The sequence below is a fragment of the Amycolatopsis sp. N2S4-7 genome (assembly GCF_058119595.1).
On record NZ_CP172299.1, the window covers coordinates 2,004,359 to 2,022,722 of the forward strand.

An 18,364-nucleotide genomic window follows, 5' to 3' on the forward strand; every position below is an offset into this window, starting at 1 on the left:
CGCGAATGCTCTTCATCGGATCTCCTCCTGCCGGTAGGGCAGCAGGCGCACCGGCCCGGCCAGCCCGTAGGCCTGCCGAGCCGCGACCGCGAACACGGCGGGACGGCTCACCCGGAGCCGGTTGTTCAGCGTGGTGGCGACCTCCACCTCGAGGCTGTTGCGCCCGGGCCGCAGCCACGGCCCGACGTCGACGACGGTGTCGAGCACGTCCGACGGCGGCAGCGCGGTGCCGTTGACCCGCACGCGGTAGGTGTCGAACACCTCCCCCAAGTCCAGGTACGCACCCAGGTCCCGGTCCCACCGGCCCAGGTCGACCGTGGTGCGGTACCGGCCGACGCCGGAGACGTCCTCCAGCCCGGGGATCGACGGCCACGGCGCGAGCGCCGTCAGCGAAAGCCGCCGGAGCGGTTTGAGCGTCGACGTCGGCGTCGCGCCCGGCTGCCAGTCCTCGACTTCCAGATCCCAAGCGGGCAAGGCGATCGGCGCGGGTGGCGCGGCGACCGGAGTTCGCACGACGCGGCCGGTCGACAGCGTCGTCGAGTAGGTACCCGCGGCCGAGGAACGCACCACGAGCTTGCCGTCGAGGTACCGCACTTCGGGCGCGTCCGTCGCCACCGCGTGCGGACCGCGGTCGGGCGCGAGGGCGACGATGACGGACTGGCCCGGGTTGAGCGACACGGAGATCTTGATCTTGTCGCCGGAGCGGGTGAACACCCCGAGCCGCTCGATTTCGCCGGTCCAGGCGTTCAGCACGAACGGCTGGGCGTCGCGGTCCCGCGCGGTCAGCCAGACGTCCTGCGTGACGGCGGTGATCTTGCGGTTCTCGGCGTGCCGGGCGTTGCAGAGGTAGTAGTAGTCGGTGTCGCCGTCGACGCGGTGCACGCTCATCACGGTCGACCGGTCGTGCTCGACATCGCGCGTGACGCCCAGTTCGGCGAGCGCGGCCGGGATGCCGGTGGCGTCGGCGACGACGCGCACCGAAGGCTGCGCGAGCAACGACGTGACCAGCCCGCGCACCCGGTCGTTCTCCCCCGGCTGTGCGATGCCTTCGGCGTGGACGTCGGCCCAGGCGCCGATGACGATCGTCGGCAGGCCCGCGCGGGCGAAGTCCAGGAGCCGCTGCGCCGCCGGGACGGACAGCGTGTGCTCGCTGCCGTGGAACTGGTCGCCGCCGAGGATCATCGCCTTGTACGCCGGCCCGCCGGGTGCGAGCCTGCCGTGCCGGACGACGGCGCTCGGCAGGTCCAGCACCGCCTCGCTGAGGAAGCCGTGGGTCCAGCCGACCGGGATGCCGTCGTTCGTCGCCCACGGCGCGCCGATGCCGGTGGACGTCCAGCCCTTCTGGCGGAAGAAGGCGAGGTCGGTCTGCGGCCGTCCGGTGCGCAGCACCAGCTGCGTGCGGGCGAACCAGCCGGCGATGTCCGGCACGTGCCCCCACGTCGGCTGGCGTGGGCCCCACGCCTCGGCGTACCCGATGCCGGTGCCGTTGTACGGCGAGAAGGCCGCGAAGCCGGGCCATTCGGCGCCGGGTGCCATCGCGTAGGCGAAGCCGTGCAGCACGGCCTGGTTCACCCCGCCCGCGAACACGCTGCCCATCGTCTGCAGGACCTTGTCCCAGGTGGTGTTGTACGCGCCGTTCGCGTACGCGGCGGACTCGCACGACAGCAGCTGCCGCCCGCCCATGTCGCGGCCGGACGCGAGCACGCGGTAGTCGTCGAGGTTCTTGAACCCCAGCGACTCGCTTTCGGGCACGTCCAGCAGCGCGGCGCTGCGGATGGCGTCGGTCTGCAGGCCGTAGGGCTGCACGCGCAGGGTCATGCCGAGCCGGTGCGCGAAGTCCCGCACCGGGATCAGGTGGTTCTCGTGGTAGAGGTCCGAGAGCACCTGGTTGTAGTCGTCACGCACGTGGTTGGACGTGTCGGCGTCGAAGGCGAACAGGTACTTGCCCTTGCGCTGCACGATGACCGGCAGGTACGGCAGGAGGTCGTAGCCCGCCCGGCGACGGAACTCGGCGAGGAAGCCCGGGGTCCAGACCGTCGCGTCGGTCTCGATCTCCAGGGAGTCCTCGAACAGGTCGCCGCCGACGTCCTTCAGCAGGCGCCGGATGGCCGGGGTGAGGATGGTCGAGTTCCACTCGTCGAGCACGACCCGCGTGCCCGCCGCACCGAAGTGGTCGACGACGTAGGCGAGCGGCGTGGTGTGCGGGCCCGCTTCCGGTTGCTGCGCCGAGCCACGCGCCCAGTACGCGAACAGCATCCACGTGCCCGCCGGCGCGGTCCAGTCGACCTGTCCGTTGTGGACGTCCACCGTGCGCACGGTCGCCGGGTCCAGCGTCACCGTGGCCGCGGTGGGCGAGCCGATCACCTGCGCGGCCTGGACGGCGACCAGTTCCTGCTTGCCCACGCCCTCTTCGGCGGGCACCACCGCGGCCGGCGGCGGCCCGGTGTAGGTGCCGTTGACGGTGACGACGCCGTGGGCCAGTTCCTTGCTCGCCGCGACGTCGTCGGGCGTGATGGTCGGGACCGCGGTCGGCCAGCACGGGCCCATCGCGAGGTCGACGGTCAGCCCGCGGGCCTTCGCCCGGCGCAGCGCCGTCTCCACCGCCGCGAGCCACGCGGGCGTGCCCCAGCCGTGGTGCTCGGGGTCCATCACGGTCTGGACGCTGTGGTGGACGTCCTGGATCTCGACGCCGCCGAACCCGGCGTCGGCGATCTGGTCCACCTCGCGGGCGATCTCGGTGAGGTCGACCAGGCCGTGCGGCCACCACCAGCGGAACTTGGCGGCCGTCGAGGCGTCCGGCTTCGCGAACCGGCGGGCGAACGGCTTCCCGGGGGCGGCGAGGGCCGGTGGGGCCCACGAGAGCGTGGCCCCGACGCCGAGTGCGGCGCCGATCGTGAGCACCGTGCGTCTGCTGACTGTCATCGGGTGGCCTCCAGCCGGGCGGTGAGGGTGGCCTGCGGGCGCAGCGCGACCGGGCCGGCGAGGCCCGAGGCGAGGATCTTGTTGCGCGAGTTGGCCAGGGTGTTGGTGACGCGCACGCTGATCGTGTTCACGCCGGGGTGCAGCGCCTTCGTGGCGTCCACTGTGTACGGGTGCCAGAGGGCGGCGGGCAGTTCGGTGCCGTTGACCGTCGCGGTGGCGAGGTCGTGCACCTCGCCCAGGTCGAGAACCAGCTCGCGGTTCGCGAGGTCGGCCGGCGTGAGTGTCACCGTCGTCGTGTAGACGGCGCTGCCGGAGAACGTCGGCGCGAAGGTCGTCCAGGAGCCCAGCGGCCGCTCGGCGGCGACGGCGCCGTCCTGCTCCAAGCGGACGGTCCACGGCCCGTTCAGCGCGATCGGCGCCAGGGGGTCGGTGACCTGCGCAGTGCCGCGGTACGTGCGGCCGTTCGCCTGCCCGGTGAGTGCGTAGGTGCCCGGTGCCGTCGCCGTGACGGCGGCCCGCAGGTCGCGCCCGGTCCGGGTTACCGAGGTGGCGGGCAGGGTGCCGTCGGTCAGGTGCGCGGTGTCGCGCACACCCTTGCGGAACACCACACCCAGCGTCTCGTACGGCTGGAGCGTGACCGGGACGCCCGTGGTGGTCCGGCCCGTGGTGTACGCCGTGGCGACCTTCGCCGTGCCGGTGCGCGGGTCCCAGATCTCGGGCGTGCCGTCGACCGGGAAGGTCGCCGTGGTGGTCACCACGGCGTCGCTCTCGTTGTTCAGCAGGAACGCCGTGTCCGCGCCGCGGCCGGTGCGCTGCACCCGGACGGCGTCCGCCGCGGGCTGCAGCCGCGCCGCGCCGAACCCGGCGTTCTGCGCCAGGCCCGCGATCGCGTCGACGCCGGTGACGAGCGCGACCGCCCCGGCGCCACGCCGGGTCCACGACGAGCCGCCGGACAGGTTCCGCAGCTCCCGGGCCAGGTCGGCGTCCCGGCCGGTCGCCTCCCGCGTCGGCAGCGGACCCACGGCGACGAGGTGTCCCCCGTCCTGCACGAACTTCGACAGCGTCTGTGCGGTCGCCAGATCCAGCACCGGCGTGCGCGGCAGCACCGCGAGCCGGTAGTCCGCCTGGCCGACCCGCAGGGTCCCGCCGCGCGGCTGGGCCTGGAAGCGCGCGGCCGGGTCGCCGGAGAGCGAGGAGTCGCTCAGCAGGTCGAAGTCGACCTGTCCGCGTTCCAGCGCGAACGCCGTGGCGGAGAGGTCGCTGTCGAGCTGGTGGGCCGCGTCGGACTTCCGGGTCTGCTCGGCGGCCCGCTGCGGCTGCACGATCGCCGTCCGGGCGAGGTTCGTGCCCCGGCCCAGCTCCATCACGCGGCCGATCCACGCGTCGACGTCCGGCATGTCCTCCCAGAACGTGCTGCGCGGGCCGAACGGCGGCGCGAACGTCACCGACACCTCGTCGGTGTACATCGCGTGCAGGAACGTGAGGTTGACGCCCCGGGTGGCCAGCGCGCCGACAGTGGCGTGCATGTAGTCGGGCGCCACCTGCCAGCCCGCGTTGCCGAAGGTCTCCATCAGCGACCGGGGCGCGCCGCTCTGGTGCGCGGCCGAGGACGCGTTGCGCGCCAAGGTGGTCTGCTCACCGGCGGTGTAGTCGGTGGTGATCATGTCGCTGCCGGGGACCTGCGCCCACTGGTTGTCCTTGGCCAGGTCGCCCGTCGAGTTCATCCGCTGCTGCGGGCCCTGCTCGTCGAGCAGCGGGTTGGAGATCAGCTTCAGGCCGTGCTGGGCCATCCAGGCCGCTTCGCGCTGGTAGTAGCTGGTGGCGAAGAGGGTGTTCACGGCCCGCCAGTACGTCCCGGCGGCCCGGTCGGCGACCGCGTCGAGACCGTCGGCGGCCGCGGTGTAGGCGACGCCGGGGGTGCCGCCGGCCGCGCGGACGGCGTCGGCGAGCCCGGGCGAGGACGGCAGGCGCTTGAACGGGTGCGGCTGCGCCGAGGCGAGGAACGGCTCGTCGTCCCAGAAGCCGGGCACGACCGTGCCCATCGCCCACGGGAAGCGGCGGACGTACTCCTCGGGCGCGATGCTCAGGAACGCGTCGGTCGCCTTCGGGTCCAGCAGGTCGAGGTAGCCGCGGACGTACCCGCTGGAGTCGTCGCGCAGGAGGACCTGCGAGTAGACGTCGACCTGCCAGCGGCCCGCGGGCACCTGCCAGGTGTCCCCGGTCGGTTCCACCGCGGCGGTCGTGCCCACCGGCCGCGCGGCCGCCGCCGTGACACCGGCGAGGTTCACGCGGCCCTGCGGGAAGTCCGCGAGCGCGGTGGCGTCGTCGAAGGTCGAGGACCACAGCTTGGCGCCGCCGGGGGCGGTCACCGTCAGGTCGTCCCACAGCGAGCGCTGCGTCCCCTCGGCCGACACCGCCGCGGCACCGGTCGGGTAGCTCGTGTCGGTGGCCGCGGGCTGGACGGTGTTGTTGATCTTCGGGGTGATCGTGTTCCCGGAGACGGTGACGCTCACCGTCTGCACGTGGGTCGGGGTGAAGCCGGGTGTGTTGACGCCGGCGGTCAGCCGCGTCCGGGTTGGACCGTCCACTTTGTACACACTGGCCGCACCCTTGACGTCCACGTCGACGAGGTAGCCGTGAGTGCCGTCCGAGCGCACCGCCAGCTGGACACCGCCGGTGTTCAGCGTGACCTTGCCGCTCACGGTGTAGTCGGTCCAGCCGGCCCCGGGCGTGAGCGGCGCGGCGCCCGGCGCGGCCGCCGGGTCGACGACGAGCTTGCCGGTGTCCACGCTGAGCCCCGAGGTCTCCGCGAGCTTCAGCGTCGACGGGCCGGTGACGATCCGCGTCGAGCGCAGCAATCCCTTCAGCCGCAGCTCCGGGCGTGCGGGCAGCGTCCGGTCGCCGAGCGTGCCGCCGTTGACGACGTAGTTCGCGCCGCGGCCGCTCGGGAAGTTGTTGTCGTTGAACAACCACATCTTCATGCCGGTGCGCTGGGCCTCGCGCAGCACGTGGCCGACCAGGGTGAACCAGTCCTCGCTGAGGAAGACCGGCTTCATCGAGTCGCCGCCGAGCGGGAAGATCACCGCCTCGTGGATGCCCTTGGCGCGCATCTCGGCCATCTGCCGGTCGGTGACGTCGGCCGTGATGGTGTTGTTCCAGTACCAGTAGATCGCCGGGCGGCTGTCCTTCGGCGGGTTCGCGAAGGCGGCCGGGTCGAAGCGGGCGAGCGTGGTCGTCGCGGCCGGGCCGGGGCCGGGCCCGGCGGTGGCCGGAGTGGTCAGGCTCAAGGCGGTGGCCGCCGCGAGCACGAGGGACGTCACTGTCCTGCGCATGGGATTGCCCTTCAGCCGCGCGGAATGGGGGAACGGAACGTGTGGGTGCCCGAGCCGACGCGGAAGACGGCGTCCCCCTGCGGCAGGTGCACTTCGGCCGTGCTGCCCGGCGGCACGGTGACGGTCAGCCGGTACTCGCGGTCGGACTTCGTCCAGGCCGTGCCGATCCGGCCTTGCGGGCTCTCGTAGCTGCCGGACGCGGACGTCAGGTCGCCGACGACCGCCGGATCGATCACCAGGTTCCGGAAGCCCACGGAGCCGGGGGCCTGCCCGATGCCGGTCAGCCGGGTGGTGAGCCAGCCGTCCAGCGCGCCGAGCATGAAGTGGTCCTGCGACTGGCCGCTGCCGCCGTCCCAGGTCTCCCCCAGCGCGGTCAGCCCGGCCTGCACCTGGTGGCCCAGGCTGGGACTCGTGGTCTGCGCGGCGATCCGGTAGACGACGTCGTCGCGGCCCGCGTTCGACAGCACCCGCAGCACGGACGGGAACGAGATCTCCCCCATCACCAGGTGCCGGCCGGCGGCCTCGATGGTGTCGACCAGGTGCTGGGTCTGGGCGGCCCGCAGGTCGGCGGGCACCGCGCCCATGTCGAGGGCCAGCGCCGTCGCGCCCTGCCCGCCGCCGCCGAACAGCCCGGTGGCGGGGTTGTAGTACTTCGCCCACACGGCTTTCGCCAGCGCGTCGGCCTGCGTGCGGTAGGGCGCGGCGTCCTGGCCGAGCGCCGTCGCCACCTTCGCGAGCCCGTCCGCGACCGCCCAGACACCGAAGGAGCTGACGATCGGGCGCGGCATCACCGGCTTCTCGGTGGTGATCCAGTCGCCGAGGCCGTAGTCGTAGACGCCGTCGGTCCACCGCGTGGGCTGGCCCTGGAGGAAGGCGAGGTAGCGCCGCATCGCGGGGAAGTACCGCTCGAGGAGTTCCTTGTCGCCGTAGGTCTGGTACGCCTTGAGCGGCACCAGGACCAGGGCGCCGCCCCAGTTCGGGTCGTCGCGGTACGCGCCGGCGAGCGAGACGTGGTCCGGCACGGTGCTGGGCACCAGGCCGCTCGCCTCCTGCCCGTCGGCCATGTCCTGCACGATCTTGCCGAGGTAGGCCTCGACGTCGTAGTTGCGGGCGATCGCGTCGAAGGCGAGGTGGTCCTGCTCCAGCCAGCCGAGCTTTTCGCGGCTCGGGCAGTCGGTGAGGATGCTCTGCATGTTGTTCTCGACGGCGGCGCGGGTGAGCCGGTGGATGCCGTCGAGGGTCGCGTCCGACGAGTCGAAGTCACCCGCGGAGTCGTTGTCCGCCATCGTGCGCAGGCCGGCGACCGCCAGTTGCGCGTCTTCCGGGACGCCGACGACCTCGAGGTAGCGGAAGCCGTGGTAGGTGAAGTCGGGGTGCCAGGTCTGCGGGGTTCCCTTGCTCGTGAAGCTGTCCCAGATCGGCGCGCCGACGTTGCTGATCGACTGGTCGACGTGCCCGTCCCGCAAGGCCTCCGCCGGATAGATCCGGACTGCCGTGCCCTTCGGCGCGGTGAGCGTCACCTGCGGGAGACCGGCGATGTTGCGGCCGACGTCGTAGACGCGCACGCCGGGGGCCGGGCGCGAGATCTCCTTGCCGGGCAGCTGTTCCACGACCCGGACGGGCTCGCTCCGGCGGGCGGTCAGCTTCGCCGTGCTCGTCGCGGGCACCACCGGAGACCAGGTCGTGCGGTCGGCGCCGGGGTTGTCCCAGCCCGGGAGCTCACGGCGGGCGTCGTAGTCCTCACCGCCGTACCAGTTCGACGCCGTGGTGGCGCCGAGCGTGGTGCGCCAGCTGGAGTCGGTGCCGATCCGCTGCACGGTGCCGTCGGTGAGCGTCAACTCCAGCTGCGCGATGATCTGCGGGTCGCTCGCCGTGCGCGCGAACTTGCGGTAGCGGCCCGAGGTGTGCAGCGCGTCCGCGGTGCCGTTGCCGACCGCGATGCCGATCGTGTTGGCGCCCCCGCGGATCTGCTTCGTGACGTCGTAAGCGGCGTAGGTGACGCGGTCGGCGTAGTCGCTGTCGCCGGGCTCCAGCACGGCGTCGCCGACGCGGGTGCCGTTGAGGCTGGGCACGTAGACGCCGAGGCCGCTGACGTACAAGCGGGCGCCGGCGACGCGGCCGTGGACGGAGAAGTCCTTCGCGAACACCGGAAGCGCGGGTGGCAGCCAGGTGGCGGGCGCCGGCTGGTCCGTCACGGCCTTGGCGACGGTGAACGGCCCGTCCGTGGCCGTCTGGACCGTGTAGTCGACCGGGAAGTTCGGTGTCCTGCCGTCGGCCGTGAGCGTGTCGGTGCGCGGATACAGCACGACCTGGTCGAAGGCGTGCGTGGCGCCGAGGTCGATGGTGAGCGAGACGTCGGCGTCCGCGCCGGGGTGGGCGGCGCTCTGGTAGCCGGCGTTCCCGGCGTCCTCGGGGTTGGACGTGGTCAGGCCGTCGGCGATGAGGCCGGGCTCCCACTCCTTGCGCACGGTCTGGGTTTCCGAGGCGGTGACGTACTTCTGGCGGCCGGCGGCGAAGTTCACGCCCGGGTCCGCCGAGTCGCGCACCTGCAGCTCGGCCAGCTGCACGCGGTAGGTCAGGTCGGGGAAGCGGCGGGCGTCGCCGGCGGTGACCATGCGGTTCTGGCTGTCCAGGGGCTGTTCGGCCAGCGGCAGGCCGAGCTTGGTGACGTCGAGCTTCACGTACCGGGCCGTCTGCGGGGGCAGCGTCACGACGACCGGGTTCGCGGGTTGGGCGCCGAGCTGCCACTGGCTGTTCGTCACCCAGCCGGCGGACCAGTCCTTTTGGCTGGTGAGGCCGGTTTCGAACCAGGTGGGGGCGCTCCAGGCGGCGGGGATGGCGCCGGACCAGACGCGGACCCGCCAGTAGACGCGCTGGCGGCTCCCGAGGGCGCGGCCGGTGTAGTCGAGGGCGGTCGTGGTGCCGGTGACGCGGCCGGTGTCCCAGAGGTCGGGGCGGGCCAGTCCCGCTTCCGAAGTGGCGGCCTGGACTTCGTACGCCGTCTGGTTCCGGGCTTCGGTCCGCCAGCTGAGCTCGGGGGTGGGGTCGTCCGTCCCCAGTGGACGGTCGAGGTGGTTCGAGCGGAGATCGGTGGCGGTGAAGCGGCGGCTTCCGCCGTCGGCTCCGGCTGCTGCGGGTGCGGCGGTGCCGGTGATCGCCAGCGTCGCGAGGGAAAGGGCGGCGAGGAGACGGCGGGGTCTGTGGCGCACATCAGCTCCTGGATTCAACAGTGAATCGTTTCAACTCTGCGGGACGTTTGTGCTCTGAACAAAGGAAGGGGATTCGATCCGGAACACACCGCCCCAGCAGAGCGACGGCTTCGAAGCTGGTGGGCGACCTACGGCGTCAAGTCCTGCCCTAGGGCGGGAAGGGGCACCGGACCCGGCTCCTGTCGCAGCATCGCGATCTCCGAATTGAAAGGTTTCATAAACCTGCCGCGGTGACGCTACTATGCGGCCGAAGCGGAAGTCAATGACGAGCACGGCCGGCTCGCCGGTCCGCCGCCCGGATGACCCCGCAGGCCTACCCGATTGGAGGCAGCCGAGGCGGACGGCCTGCTCGTAGCGTCGTTCACCAGGCGAGCGCGAGGAGGTCGGAAATGCTGGTGCGGGTGCAGCCAGGCGCCGGGCAGCACGCGAACGGCCTCTCCGGCGCCGAGGCGAAGGTGCACGACCTGCTGGCCGGCTGGGCCCACGGCACGGAACACGCGATCGGCGGGTTCGCGCTGCTGAACGTCAACGTTCCGCACAAAGGCACGACCCGGCAGGTCGACGGGCTGCTGTTCCTGCCGACCGGCCTGGCCGTGCTCGAGGTGAAGGGATTCACGGCACCGCAGTCCGGGCAGCTCGTGCTCCCGCCGAACGGGCCGTGGCTGGTCGGCGACGAACCGGCGGCGATCCACGCGCTGGCCGGGCTGCCGAACCCCGGCGAGCAGGTCAAGGCCGGGGTGTACGCGGCGAAGGAGACCTTCGCCGGGATCCCGGGCGGCGGGGACGGGTTCGTCCGCGGCCTGGTCGTGCTGGTCGCGACCGGCACGATCGACCTTCCGCAGGGCACCGACCTGGCGGGCAAGGGCATCGACGTCGCGCTGGCCACCCCGACCAGCCTCCGCCGGGTGCTGCACCGCTACCGCGCCCAGCCGCAGGTCTGGACCGCCGACGGCGTCCTGGCGGCGTGCCGGGCCCTGGCGCTGACCGAGCTGGCACCCTCGCGCGCCGACCTGCTCACCGAGGGCTTCGCCGAGCAGCTGCCACCGGTCAAACCGCCGATCAAGCCTCCCTTCGACCCGCCGTTCGGGGCCCCCTTCGACCCGCCGTTCGGACCGCCCTTCGACCCGCCACGGCATCGGCCGGTGTCTTCCCGGCCGCGGAGCACGCCCCGAGCTCTGCGGTCGGTGACCACGCCTGCTGCGGTTCCCCCTCCGCCGCCCGATTCGGCGCCTGCTCCGGCGCCAGCTCCGGCGCGGCCTCCGGCGCGGCAGGTGCCGGGCCCCCACAGCCTGCCGCGGCCGAAAGCGTCACCGGCGTCGCCGCCGCCCCGGCCCCGCGCGATGCCCGAGCCCGCGGCGAAGGCACGGCCCCCGCGCCGGATCCCGTGGGGCCTGATCGTGGTGCTGGTGCTGCTGTGCACGGTAGGCATCACGGCAGCGGTGATCGTCGGCCAGGTCTTCCACGGAAGCTGAGCCTCAACCTGCCCAGTGCGCCGCGAGGGCTTCCGCCGCTTCGTGCGGTGTGCACGCGCCGATCAGGATGTGGGCCGTCAGACCGTCCACCAGTGCCGAGGTCGCGCGCTCCCGGCGGCCGGCCCCCGGTTCGGTCGTGGCGAGGCGGGCGCGGAGGTCACGGTGGGTCGCGCCGAAGCGGTGGCGCAGCGGGTCGGCGAGGTCCGGCCCCGCCGCCGAGCGGACCAGCATGCCCAGCCACGGCCGGTGCGCGGCGAGGTCCGGCACGGGCTGCCCCGCCAACGTGCCGAGCAGGCCGGCTTCTCGCTGCGCGGCGGCGATGCGGCGGTCCACGGCGTCGACGGTGGCCGTGAGAGTCAGGCGCACCAAGAGTTCTTCGGCGGTGGCGTGGCGCGCCACCCACTCCGCCGGCCGGCGGGCCTCCGCGGCGACGGCGGGCGCGGTCACCGCCGCCAGGCCGTCCCGCGCGATGATCCGCACGACCGCGTCCGCCACGTCCGCCCGGCTGTCCGTCCCGCGCATCCCGGCCCTCCCCCGCATTCCGCTCCGTGCCCCCATCGTCGCCACGCGGGGCGCGCGGACGCGACGATTAGGGCAGGACCGAATCGTCGTGCAGCAGGCCGGCACCGCGCGGTGTCCGTTCGTAGAGCACGACCCGGCCGGCGCGGCGGGACCGGACCAGGTTGTTCAGCCGCAGCACGGCGAGGTGCTCGCTGACCGTGGCGGGTGTGACGCCGAGGTGTTCCGCGAGCTCCGTCGTCGACCGGGGCAGGTCGAGCAGCGCGAGCAGCGCCGCCCGGCTGCGGCCGACCAGGTCCGCCAGCGGCGCCCCCACGACCGGCGGCGCCTGCTCCCACAGCCGGCCGATCCCGCGCGCGGGATAGCCGATCGAGACCTGGTCGTGGCCGTCGCAGACGCTGATCCGCGGCCAGATGAACGCGCTCGGCTTGAGCAGCACGCCCACGCCGTTGACCGTGTGCCGGACGTCGTGGTGCGGCAGCAGCACGCGGATCCGGTCGCCCGCGTACTCGACCTGCGGGTGGAGGTCGTCGAAGAGCCGGGCGAGCCCGCCGCCGGTGAGCGTCGCGGACCGGTGGACGAGGTCGGCTTCGTGCAACGCGCACAGCCGCGGCCACACCGGCTCGATCGCCGCGCGCCAGTACCGGGCGAGCAGGTCGCAGAACGGCCCGAGCGCGCGCCCGGGATCGTCGTGGAGCGGCCGCAGCACCGCCGGGATCTCCTCCGGCGCCCAGGTCGCCTCGAAGTAGCACCGGACACCGGCGTCGTCGGTGGCGCGCACGCGGCCGAGCTGGTCGTCGAACGTCTCGCCGGCCTCCGTCAGCGGATTCAGGAACCCGGGGAAGCCGTGGTCGATCGAGAGCAGGGTGAACAGCACCGTGAGGTCGAGCCCGGCCAGCCGGGCCCGGGCCATCGACACCCACGGGCGGTGCAGGTCCGCACCCCGGCGGCCCGCCAGCACGTAGACGCTGTTGCGGAGCTCCTCCATCGGCGAACGGGCGAACCGCACCTTCGCCAGGTCGAGCGTCCCCAGCACCAGCTCGATCACCAGGCCGATTCTACGCACCGCCGCGACCCGGCGAAACCGAAGACGGCCGGCACGCGAGAGCCGAGGCGACGCGGCACCCCACACCGTCCACAGTAGACCGCACCCGCCGTGACTGGTCCGAACGGGTGACATCCGCGTCCCGGCGCCAACCGGTCCCCGGTGTCCGGAGTGGACTGCACGCTCCCCACCCGAAGCCGTCAGGAGGAAGCGTGCTGAAACACCGACTCCCCACCCTCGCCGGGGCCACTTTGCTGGCCGCCGCCGGGGCGATCGCCGTGGCGCCCGCCGCGTCCGCGCACGATGCCATCGCCGAGGTCTACAACTGCAGCTACCAGGGCGCGATCCGGTGCGGCTACGGGGGCGTGACCAACAGCCACACCCGCGTGTACGCCTGCGACACCTTCAGCGACGGCTACGGCTTCCGCACGGAGTGGCGTACCCGCAGCGGCGGCGGTGGCGGCGTGGACGACGCCAACGGCAGCAGCTCCGGCTGCAGCTCCAAGACCCCGGGCACGTCGGCCAACCCGATCACCATCTTCCGGGTCTGCCAGAAAACGCCCACCTGGTACTGCTCCGGCTGGCAGAACGCCTGACCGGCACCCCCGTACAGCACCGGAAGGCGCTGTACGGGGGCACGTTCTTTCCCAGGCTGAAAACTGCTCTGCCACGCGCGGCGAGCCTGACGGAAGGTGGAACGGCACCCGGCGGAACGGGTGCACCACCACCGTCTCAGGAGAGTGCCCCATGGCCAGGACCACCGTCACGTTCGACAGCGCCGGCATCCCGCTCGCCGGCCACCTCTACACGCCCGACACGCCCGCGCCGGGTCCGTGGCCGGCGCTCGTGGTCGGCCACCCCGGCACCGGCGTGAAGGAACAGGCCTCCGGCACCTACGCGCGGCTGATGGCCGAGCGCGGGTTCGTCACCCTCGCCTTCGACGCCGCCCACCAGGGTGAGTCCGGCGGGCTGCCCCGCGGGCTGGAGGATCCCGCCCAGCGCGTCGAGGACTTCAAGGCGGCCGTCTCCTACCTCACCACCCGCGCCGAGGTCGGCGCCGACCGGATCGGCCTGCTGGGCATCTGCGCCTCCGGCGGTTACTCCCTTTCCGCGGCCGGCGGGGACCGCCGGGTCAAGGCCGTCGCCACCGTCTCCGGCGTCGACGTCGCCCGCCAGTTCCGCCTCGGCGCCGACGGCACCCAGGACCCGGCCGTCTTCCGGAGCCTGCTCGACGCCGCCGCCCAGGCCCGCACGGCCGCGGCCCGCGGGGACGACCCCGGCGTCCTGACCATGTTCCCCGAGACCGCCGAGCAGGCCGGCGCGCTCGGCGGCGAGCACGGCGTCGAGGGCTTCGAGTACTACTGCACCCCGCGCGGCGAGCACGAGCGCTCGGCGAAGTCCCTGGCCTGGCCCAGCATCGACAAGCTGGCCTTCTTCGACGCCTTCCACGCCGTTCCGCTCCTCGGTGACCGCCCGCTGCTCCAGATCGTCGGCAGCCGCGCCGTCACGTCCTGGATGGCGGTCGAGGTCCACCAGCGCGCCACCGGCCCCAAGGAGCTCCACTGGATCGAGGGCGCCAGCCACGTCGACCTGTACGACCGGAAGCAGTACATCGATCCGGCCATCGAGAAGCTCGCCGGCTTCTACGCCGCCCACCTGGGCGAGGCCGCGACGATCACAGCTGCTTGAAGAACCCCAGCAGCGCGTCGTTGACCTCGTCCGGGCGTTCCATCTGCACCCAGTGACCGGCGCCGGGAACGTCGACGATGCCGCGGACGTCCGACGCGGCCTTGGCGATGCTCGCGTTGTCGGTGAAGGCGCGGGTGATGTCCGTTTCCCCGCAGAGGTAGAACGCGGGCGGCGTGATCGGCTTGTTCCGCCACGGCGCCAGCAGCTCCCAGTTGCGGTCGATGTTGCGGTACCAGTTCAGCCCGCCGGTGAACCCGGACCGCGCGAACGACTCGACGGCGACGTCGAGGTCGTTCTCCTCGAGCCACGCCGGCAACGCGCCGGGGCTGGTGAACCGGTCCAGGAAACCCTCACCCGCGCGGACGACCGGGTCGGCGGCGGAACCGCCGAGCAGTTTCCGGAACGTGGTGCGCAGGTCCGCGCCGAACTCGGCTTCGGCGGTGCCCGGTCGCTGGAAGTAGAGCTGGTAGAACCCTTCGCCGAAGTGGTCGCGCAGCAGGCTCAGCGGCGGCGCCGGCGCCCGCGGGGAAGGCGGCACGCTGATCCCGGCGACGCCGCGGACGAGGTCCGGCCGCAGCAACGCGGTGTGCCAGGCGACCGGCGCGCCCCAGTCGTGCCCGACCACGATCGCCTGCCGCTCGCCCAGCGCGTCGATCAGCCCGACGACGTCCCCGACGAGGTGCAGGAGCGTGTACTTTTCCACGCCGGCGGGGCTGTCGGTGCGGCCGTAGCCGCGCTGGTCCGGGGCCACGACGCGGTAGCCCGCGTCGGCCAGCGGCGCGAGCTGGTGCCGCCACGAGTGCGAGGTCTCGGGCCAGCCGTGCAGCAGCAGCACCAGCGGGCCCTCCCCCCGCTCGGCGAAGTGCAGGTGGATCCCGTTGACCTCGACGGTCCGGTTGATGGCCGGCATCAGTTGTCCCTTCCTCCGGCGACGTCGGGCGACCCGCCGTCCCGGTCCTCCGGCCCCGCCGGGTCGGCGAGCCCGAGGATCCACGCGCTCCAGGCCGTGTCGGCGCGCTGTCCCGGCAGTTCGAGCGCCGCCGAGATCGTCTGGACGAGCCCCGTGGCGAAGAACGTCCGCACCTGCAACGGATCCGCGCCGGTCAACGCGGCGACCGACCGCAGGAGACCGAGGTGACGGCGCCGCACGGCCTCCCGGACGGTCTCGTCGGCCGCCGCCGCGTAGCCCTGCAGGACGACGAGCCCGACGGTCCGCTCCTGCTGCAGGAGCCGCACGTACGCGGTGCCGAGCGCGATCAGGTTCGGCTCCGCGCGTTCGAACACGGCCTCGATCTTGTCGAAGGCGGCGTGGACGACTTCGAGGAAGAGCTTCTGCTTGGACCCGAACATCTGCACGATCCGCGGGTGCGAGATCCCGGCCCGGCCGGCGATGGCTTCCAGGCGCGTGCCCGCCAGCCCGTTCGCGGCGAACTCGACGTCGGCCGCCTCGATGATCCCCGCCCGGCGCGCCGCGGCGGGCAGGCGAGCCCCACGGCCCGCGTCGCTCACCCCTCCTCCGGGCCGCCGCCGAGCTGACTCAGCACGAACTTGTTGTCGTACAGGCACCGGTAGGCGTGGATCAGCCCGTCCGCGCCCAGTTCCAGCCGGTTGTCGCCGTGGAACGCGACGCGCCGGCCCGTGCCGGCGTGCGTGCCGGTGAAGTGCCACGCGACCAGGACGGCGCGCCGGGTCACCTCGGCGTACAGCCCTTCGCGGGTGAAGGCGTAGTCCGGGTAGGCCTTCGCCATGCGGGTCACGAACTCGCGGATGGCGTCCGGGCCGTGCGCCGTGGCGCCGACCGCCGGTTCGTCGTAGACGAGGTCGTCCGCGCACATCGCCGCCACCGCGTCGGCGTCACGGGTGTTCCACGCCTGCTCCCACCGGTCGCCCAGCTCCTCGGCCGCGGCCACGTCGATTCCGCTCGTCGTCATGGAGCTAACTTACAAGTAAGTAAGGTCGGAGGCAAAGGGAGCTGTGTCTCGGCGGATCCGGCGCGAGCCGGCTTTGACCAGGCCAGGGCGCCGATCCCCGGCACCGCGTGCCGACCCGCGCCCCCCTCGGCTATGAGACCGTTGACCCACAGTGGCGGGCGTGACAGCATGCGTTCTGCGAGACAGCTGTCTCACAGTTCGCACCGAGGAGATCTTCGTTGTCCGTTGAGACGTGGTTGCTGGGGTACGGCATGCTCTCCGCCTACTGCCTGGCCGGCTGCCTGATGGAGCATTTCGCCGTCTTTTCCGGCTGGACGGCCGTCGGTCCGGCGGAGTTCCGGTCGGTCCAGACGACCCAGGGCCACGGCAGCGGCCTCGTGTACGTGGTCCCGAAGGTCCTGCTGACCGCCTTGGTGATCGTCATGCTGGTCGGAGCGCCGGACGCGGTCCCGGCCTGGCCCCTCTGGGCCGGTTTGGCGGCGTTGGCGGCGTCCTGGCTTTCGTTCGCCGTGATCCAGCTCCCGATCCAGCTCCACATCCGGGAAACCGCCGACGGAGCCGCCATCGCCCGGCTGCGGCGAACCGATCGGCTCCGCGTCGCGGCGATGGTCGCCCACTTCGCCTTCGCGGTCACCGCCATCGCCGGGACGACCAACCCGCTCTAACCGCGCCAGGTGCCCACGCTGTCCACCAGCCGGGCGATCAAGCCGTCGGAAACCAGGCCCCGCTGCATGGTCGTGCGGTAGACGATCGGCCCCACCAGCATCGCCGACAGGTCGGCCGGCTCGACGTCGGCCTCCAGTTCGCCGGCCGCGATCGCCGCGCGGACGGCCGCGTGGATCCGCTCGGTGATCGTCCTGACCGACTCGTCCTGCCGGTGCGCTGCCTGCGCGTCCGACAGGGCCGACTGCGCGAGCGTCAGCGAGACGGCGGCGGCCGCCGGGATGGCGAGCTCGTCGGCCAGCTGCCGGAGCTGCCGGCCCAGCCACGGGCGGACGGGCACCTCCGGGTCGCGGAACAGCGGCAGGTCGGCGCCTCCCATGGCGTCGAGCAGCAGCTGGTCCCCCCGCGGCCAGTGGCGGTAGGCGGTGGCCCGGCCCACGCCGGCCTCCTGGGCGACCCGCCGGTGCGTGACCGCGTCGAGGCCCTCGTCCGCCAGCAGCCGCCGGGCCGCGGCGAGCATCGCCTCCCGGCTGCGCGCCGCCCGCGGATCCGCCGAATAACTCACCGTCACATCCTACGAGACACGCTTCAGCGCAGGGCGACGGTGAGCAGGACCGCGCAGTCGCCGAGCGCGGTCAATCCGTGCCGCTGCGGCGGAATGCGGGCGAGCTGGCCGCGCTCGAGGACCCACGTCCGGTCGTGGGTGTGCAGCCGGACGCGGCCGGTGACGACGTAGAGCGTGGCGGCCGGCGGCGAGTCGTGCTCGGCGAGCTGGGCGCCCTCGGTCAGCGCGATCAGCGTGGCCCGCTGGGCGGGGCCGGTGACGAGCGTCCGGGCCGCGCGGTGGGCGTCGTGCCGGCGGGCTTCCTCGACCAGTTCGGCGGCGATGGCGTCGACCTGGGTGACGTCGGGGTGAGTGGTCATGTCACGCGTTCCCTTCGCGGCGTGGGTCGCCCCCGCCGACAGTATTGGTGCCGCGCGGGGACGTCTCAATGTGAGACAGCGAATTCCGCGTGCCTCACTAGGCTTTTCCCCGATGCAGCACCGGGGAGGGTTTTCCCAAGGAGGCCGTCGTGCTCGATCTGCAGTACCGGCGGGAGGCGATCGTGGTGCGCCTTCGCGCCGCGACCCCCGGGGTGCTCGACCTCGAGCTCCTGGACGCCTTGGCCGCGGCCGTCGGCTACATCGGCCCCCGCCGCCCGATCGTCCTCACCGGGACCGGCGGCGTCTTCGCCCCCGACGTCGACCCGGTGCCCGGTCCGGCCCGGACCGCAGCTCTGAGCCGCCTGCCGGAGGTCGCCGGTCTCCTGCGGGCCCATCCCCTGCCCGTCGTGGCCGCCCTCAACGGCGACGCGATCGGGGCGGGCTACACCCTGGCCGCAGCGGCCGGCGTCCGGATCGTGTCCGGCGGTGTCGTCCGGCCCCCGTCCCACGCGAGGCCCCTCCCACCGAAGGCGGCCGTGGCCGCCGGGCTGGTCGAGCTCCACTGCTCCCCCGCCCGCCTGCTCGACCTCGCCGTGCGGCTGGCCGGCCACGTCCCCGCCATCGCCGGGTAGCGGCGGCGAACACGAAAAAACGCCGG

15 protein-coding genes are annotated in these 18,364 nt (G+C 73.0%); 5 read left to right on the plus strand and 10 right to left on the minus strand.

Annotated features, from left to right (window positions below; genetic code table 11):
• Positions 1-12 precede the first annotated feature (12 nt).
• From ACH54P_RS09290 to ACH54P_RS09300, 3 genes are read right to left on the minus strand one after another with little or no spacing between them, the layout of a single operon-like run.
• Entirely contained in the window at positions 13-2,922 is a 2,910-nt protein-coding gene (locus ACH54P_RS09290; protein ID WP_489911932.1) for a glycosyl hydrolase, read from the minus strand.
• Complete coding sequence (locus tag ACH54P_RS09295) at positions 2,919-6,254, minus strand: glycosyl hydrolase (protein ID WP_489911933.1); 3,336 nt, start codon at positions 6,252-6,254, stop codon at positions 2,919-2,921. The genes ACH54P_RS09290 and ACH54P_RS09295 overlap by 4 nt, the downstream gene beginning before the upstream one ends.
• Before the next feature lie 11 nt (positions 6,255-6,265).
• A complete protein-coding gene (locus ACH54P_RS09300; protein WP_489911934.1) occupies positions 6,266-9,463 on the minus strand; it encodes a family 78 glycoside hydrolase catalytic domain in 3,198 nt (1,065 codons plus the stop codon).
• A 389-nt stretch (positions 9,464-9,852) separates the two neighbouring features.
• Between ACH54P_RS09300 and ACH54P_RS09305 the strand changes: the two genes are divergently transcribed.
• Positions 9,853-10,935: a nuclease-related domain-containing protein gene (locus ACH54P_RS09305; RefSeq protein WP_489911935.1), complete on the plus strand. Its 1,083-nt coding sequence runs from the start codon at positions 9,853-9,855 to the stop codon at positions 10,933-10,935.
• A 3-nt stretch (positions 10,936-10,938) separates the two neighbouring features.
• Here ACH54P_RS09305 and ACH54P_RS09310 read toward each other — a convergent pair whose 3' ends face one another.
• Positions 10,939-11,457, minus strand: a complete 519-nt coding sequence (locus ACH54P_RS09310; protein WP_489911936.1) for a hypothetical protein — start codon at positions 11,455-11,457, stop codon at positions 10,939-10,941.
• Between the two features lie 67 nt (positions 11,458-11,524).
• Complete coding sequence (locus ACH54P_RS09315; RefSeq protein WP_489911937.1) at positions 11,525-12,502, minus strand: ArsR/SmtB family transcription factor; 978 nt, start codon at positions 12,500-12,502, stop codon at positions 11,525-11,527.
• Between the two features lie 209 nt (positions 12,503-12,711).
• Here ACH54P_RS09315 and ACH54P_RS09320 point away from each other — a divergent pair, with 209 nt between their 5' ends.
• On the plus strand, positions 12,712-13,095 hold the full coding sequence (locus tag ACH54P_RS09320; RefSeq protein ID WP_489911938.1) for a hypothetical protein: 384 nt from the start codon (positions 12,712-12,714) through the stop codon (positions 13,093-13,095).
• A 151-nt stretch (positions 13,096-13,246) separates the two neighbouring features.
• Positions 13,247-14,188: an alpha/beta hydrolase gene (locus ACH54P_RS09325; RefSeq protein ID WP_489911939.1), complete on the plus strand. Its 942-nt coding sequence runs from the start codon at positions 13,247-13,249 to the stop codon at positions 14,186-14,188.
• On the opposite strand, the gene ACH54P_RS09330 is transcribed toward ACH54P_RS09325, so the two are convergent.
• Genes ACH54P_RS09330 through ACH54P_RS09340 form a run of 3 tightly spaced genes read right to left on the minus strand, consistent with a single transcriptional unit; the run spans position 14,175 to position 16,119 of the window.
• The gene (locus ACH54P_RS09330; RefSeq protein ID WP_489911940.1) at positions 14,175-15,098 is read right to left on the minus strand and encodes an alpha/beta fold hydrolase; all 924 of its coding nucleotides are present in this window, start codon (positions 15,096-15,098) and stop codon (positions 14,175-14,177) included. The two genes, ACH54P_RS09325 and ACH54P_RS09330, sit on opposite strands and share 14 nt — an antisense overlap.
• On the minus strand, positions 15,098-15,697 hold the full coding sequence (locus tag ACH54P_RS09335) for a TetR/AcrR family transcriptional regulator (RefSeq protein WP_489911941.1): 600 nt from the start codon (positions 15,695-15,697) through the stop codon (positions 15,098-15,100). The genes ACH54P_RS09330 and ACH54P_RS09335 overlap by 1 nt, the downstream gene beginning before the upstream one ends.
• The gene (locus ACH54P_RS09340) at positions 15,694-16,119 is read right to left on the minus strand and encodes an ester cyclase (protein ID WP_489911942.1); all 426 of its coding nucleotides are present in this window, start codon (positions 16,117-16,119) and stop codon (positions 15,694-15,696) included. The genes ACH54P_RS09335 and ACH54P_RS09340 overlap by 4 nt, the downstream gene beginning before the upstream one ends.
• 218 nt (positions 16,120-16,337) lie before the next feature.
• Between ACH54P_RS09340 and ACH54P_RS09345 the strand changes: the two genes are divergently transcribed.
• Positions 16,338-16,784 (plus strand): hypothetical protein, encoded by a 447-nt coding sequence (locus ACH54P_RS09345; RefSeq protein WP_489911943.1) that lies wholly within the window; start codon positions 16,338-16,340, stop codon positions 16,782-16,784.
• Here ACH54P_RS09345 and ACH54P_RS09350 read toward each other — a convergent pair.
• Positions 16,781-17,347, minus strand: a complete 567-nt coding sequence (locus ACH54P_RS09350) for a TetR/AcrR family transcriptional regulator (protein WP_489911944.1) — start codon at positions 17,345-17,347, stop codon at positions 16,781-16,783. The two genes, ACH54P_RS09345 and ACH54P_RS09350, sit on opposite strands and share 4 nt — an antisense overlap.
• Positions 17,348-17,370: 23 nt before the next feature.
• Positions 17,371-17,706: a cupin domain-containing protein gene (locus ACH54P_RS09355; protein ID WP_489911945.1), complete on the minus strand. Its 336-nt coding sequence runs from the start codon at positions 17,704-17,706 to the stop codon at positions 17,371-17,373.
• A 149-nt stretch (positions 17,707-17,855) separates the two neighbouring features.
• Between ACH54P_RS09355 and ACH54P_RS09360 the strand changes: the two genes are divergently transcribed.
• Complete coding sequence (locus ACH54P_RS09360) at positions 17,856-18,338, plus strand: Clp protease/crotonase-like domain-containing protein (protein ID WP_489911946.1); 483 nt, start codon at positions 17,856-17,858, stop codon at positions 18,336-18,338.
• Positions 18,339-18,364 lie beyond the last annotated feature (26 nt).

Excerpts from the sequence above, each read along its gene's own strand:
- ACH54P_RS09290 (WP_489911932.1), bottom strand. The coding sequence starts at position 2,922 with ATGACAGTCAGCAGACGCACGGTGCTCACGATCGGCGCCGCACTCGGC.
- ACH54P_RS09295 (WP_489911933.1), bottom strand. The coding sequence starts at position 6,254 with ATGCGCAGGACAGTGACGTCCCTCGTGCTCGCGGCGGCCACCGCCTTG.
- ACH54P_RS09305 (WP_489911935.1), top strand. The coding sequence starts at position 9,853 with ATGCTGGTGCGGGTGCAGCCAGGCGCCGGGCAGCACGCGAACGGCCTC.
- ACH54P_RS09310 (WP_489911936.1), bottom strand. The coding sequence starts at position 11,457 with ATGCGCGGGACGGACAGCCGGGCGGACGTGGCGGACGCGGTCGTGCGG.
- ACH54P_RS09325 (WP_489911939.1), top strand. The coding sequence starts at position 13,247 with ATGGCCAGGACCACCGTCACGTTCGACAGCGCCGGCATCCCGCTCGCC.
- ACH54P_RS09330 (WP_489911940.1), bottom strand. The coding sequence starts at position 15,098 with ATGCCGGCCATCAACCGGACCGTCGAGGTCAACGGGATCCACCTGCAC.
- ACH54P_RS09340 (WP_489911942.1), bottom strand. The coding sequence starts at position 16,119 with ATGACGACGAGCGGAATCGACGTGGCCGCGGCCGAGGAGCTGGGCGAC.
- ACH54P_RS09355 (WP_489911945.1), bottom strand. The coding sequence starts at position 17,706 with ATGACCACTCACCCCGACGTCACCCAGGTCGACGCCATCGCCGCCGAA.